At 70.7% G+C, this 2,457-nt stretch carries 4 protein-coding genes and 1 pseudogene; 3 read left to right on the top strand and 2 right to left on the bottom strand.

The features are described 5' to 3' along the window. Positions 1-280 precede the first annotated feature (280 nt). Positions 281-412 (bottom strand): hypothetical protein, encoded by a 132-nt coding sequence (locus BZY54_RS54875; protein ID WP_279634736.1) that lies wholly within the window; start codon positions 410-412, stop codon positions 281-283. A 238-nt stretch (positions 413-650) separates the two neighbouring features. On the opposite strand from BZY54_RS54875, the gene BZY54_RS36810 reads away from it, so the two are divergent. The 3 genes from BZY54_RS36810 to BZY54_RS36800 are packed head-to-tail and all read left to right on the top strand — an operon-like array spanning position 651 to position 1,532. Next, positions 651-932, top strand: a complete 282-nt coding sequence (locus BZY54_RS36810; RefSeq protein ID WP_086729656.1) for a hypothetical protein — start codon at positions 651-653, stop codon at positions 930-932. Continuing rightward, positions 929-1,270, top strand: coding sequence for a DUF6233 domain-containing protein (locus BZY54_RS36805; RefSeq protein WP_086729655.1), 342 nt, complete (start codon positions 929-931; stop codon positions 1,268-1,270). Before BZY54_RS36810 ends, BZY54_RS36805 begins: the two co-directional genes overlap by 4 nt. 49 nt (positions 1,271-1,319) lie before the next feature. Then, positions 1,320-1,532 (top strand): hypothetical protein, encoded by a 213-nt coding sequence (locus tag BZY54_RS36800; RefSeq protein WP_086729654.1) that lies wholly within the window; start codon positions 1,320-1,322, stop codon positions 1,530-1,532. A gap of 692 nt (positions 1,533-2,224) precedes the next feature. Here BZY54_RS36800 and BZY54_RS51210 read toward each other — a convergent pair. Further along, positions 2,225-2,457, bottom strand: a pseudogene (locus tag BZY54_RS51210) (hypothetical protein); the annotation flags it as partial.

Below are 2,457 nucleotides of genomic sequence, written 5' to 3'. Positions count from 1 at the left end.
CCACACCCCCACTGCTACGGTCGCCCGCCCTCCCGGCGGCCGGGCGCTCGGGGGGCGTTGGCGTCCGGCCGCCGGGAGGGCGGGCGACCGTAGCAGTGGGGGTGTGGTGGGCGCGCCGGCTGGCGGCGTCTTGCGTGTCTGGCGCCTGGATGAGTGTGTTGTCCGGGCGCAGCGGGTGGGGCGCGTTCTTGTGCCTGCTGCTGCCGCTGGGCGTGTTGTCCGCCTACCGTTGCCGTGTGGCGGACTGCGGCTACATGCCGCCACACAGAGCGGCTGGGGGCTATCTGGCAGCGATGACCCCGCAGGTACCCGTTGCTGCGGCTCCGGTCGTGAAGAAGATCACGACGAGGCGGGCGGTCCAGTTGTCTTTCTCGATGGCCGTCTGGATCGTCCGCCAGAACTCTTTGCTCATGATGTGAGCGTCACCTCCTTGCCCGTGTGGACCTCCAGCTTGGCGTCTACCGGCCGGTAGCGAATTGGTGCCGCGTGACCCCTCAAGAGCCTTTGCATGAAGGGGCGTTGGCGAATGGCCTGGTGAGCACTGGGTCACCCGGGTGAGCGTCGCCCCTGTGGCCGAGTAGCACTGTCGCTGACAACCATTGCTGCGAGTCTCATGTCCGGATGCCGCCACCACCCCTACTATCGAACACTTGGACGATTCGCGTGATGCCGAGGTGGCGCCTCCCCCGGACGCCGGGGCCGAGGTGTTCGCGTACGGGCCGTATGACGTCGTGCGGATCAATCTGCGGGTGGCCAGCGAGCCATACCGGGGCGTGGCGGTCGCTCACTACGACGCGCCGGATGGGCGTCGGGCGTATCGGCTGGCGTTGTGGCCGCGTCCGGATGTGGCGCCGCATGGCTGGTACTGGTGGGACGAGGGGCGGATGACCCGGCGGGATTTCCGCAGACCACGGCTAGACTCGAACGTGTGAACGAAGCCGCGCCGTCCCGTCTTGAGCTGCTGCAGTTCGCGCGCCGGGTGGTCGTGCAGCAGGCGACGGCTGCACTGGCGCAGATCGACGGGTGGATCGCCCAGGAGCAGCGGCGGGAGGCCGGGCGCCGCCGCGGCGCGGAGATGCGGCCCCCGCCTCCGGACGAGATCGGCCTGAGCAAGAACAACTTCGTGGCGGTGCACACGGGCGACTGCTGGGACCCGGGGAAGCGGCGGAGGCCGGTGACGCGGGCGGAGGCCCTGGACGCGTTGACCCGTCGGCGGGTGCAGGCGTGCTCGAAGTGCAGGCCGGACACGGCGCTGGGCGTGCTGGAGTAGGCGGACACTGTCGGGTGCATGTCCGGCCGCCGGGGCGGATGCCGGGGGCATGTCCGGTCAGCACCATGTGGTGGTGTCGCCGCCGTCGATGACAGGCGGTCGGCGGGTGCGCGTTGACGGGCAGATTCTGGGGCTGGCGTTGCAGCCGGCGGACGTGGCGGACTTTCTGCGGCGGGCCGGCCTGGAGGGCGTGGACGTGGAGACGTCGCCGCTGATCGAGTGGCGGGGCGGGGGCCCTGACGTGTGGGTGCCTCTGGGCTGACACACCGCGGCCCCCGCCTCCGGCAGGCGGGTCATCCTGCGGATGGTGTGGCGCCCGCGCCGAACGGTGCCACGTCCGTGGTGGTGATGTCCGTTCGGATCCGGGCGAACCGTGCGGGGGTGCCTCCATGCTCCGCGTTCCTGGGCGGTGTCGACCATGATTTCGGCGACCAGGTCGGGCTGGACGAGTGTGACGTCGAGCGGAGTGTGTGATCCCCACGAGGCGGTAAAGCGGACGCCTTCCCAGGGGTGGCCTGGTGCGGCTGGCGTCAGCTGCTCGGCGAGCTGCCGGGCGGCGTCCGGGCTCACGGGTGTGGTTCGGCCGACGGGGCGCAGGCGCCCGTGCTCGTCGAGGCGGCCAAGTACGAGTGTCTGAGGGCGGCGCAGTGTGCCGGAGATGGCGCCGATGACGGCCTCGGTCGTGTTCCGGCGGCGGATCTTGACCAGTGCGCGGGCGCCGGGGAGGTAGCGCTGCTGGCTGCCTCGGATGACGAGGCCCTCGATGCCGGGGACCTCGGTCCAGGAGGTCAGCCACTCCCGTGCGAGGGCGACGTCGGTGGTTTCGGGGCACAGCGTCCACGGGACGGTCAGCTGGCGCTCGGCGAACAGGGCCTCCAGCCATGCGCGCCTCTAGCGTCTCGATTTTCCGTACGGCAGGGCGGAAATCGAGTCCGTGAACCGAGCGGCGGTGGCTCAGGAGTCGGCACCCGACTCCTGCGTTGGCAGCGCGGGCCAGGGGGCCTGGCGCGCGCGCAGGTCGGCACGGATGGCCTGGGCGAGCCTTGTGGTGTCGTAGTGGTTCAGCAAGGCGCCGATGGCGGCGCCGACCATAAAGGGCGTCAGCGTGGGGATCTTGCGGACGGCGAGGGTGAGCAGCCGTCGGCGCAGCTCCTTCCTCAGTCGGACGCTGAGCATGAGACTGACCG

Source organism: Streptomyces carpinensis (assembly GCF_002154505.1).
GTDB classification, from domain to species: Bacteria; Actinomycetota; Actinomycetes; order Streptomycetales; family Streptomycetaceae; genus Streptomyces; species Streptomyces carpinensis.
Note: the sequence above shows the minus strand (reverse complement) of the source record. Positions and strands in the feature narration are given on the sequence as shown.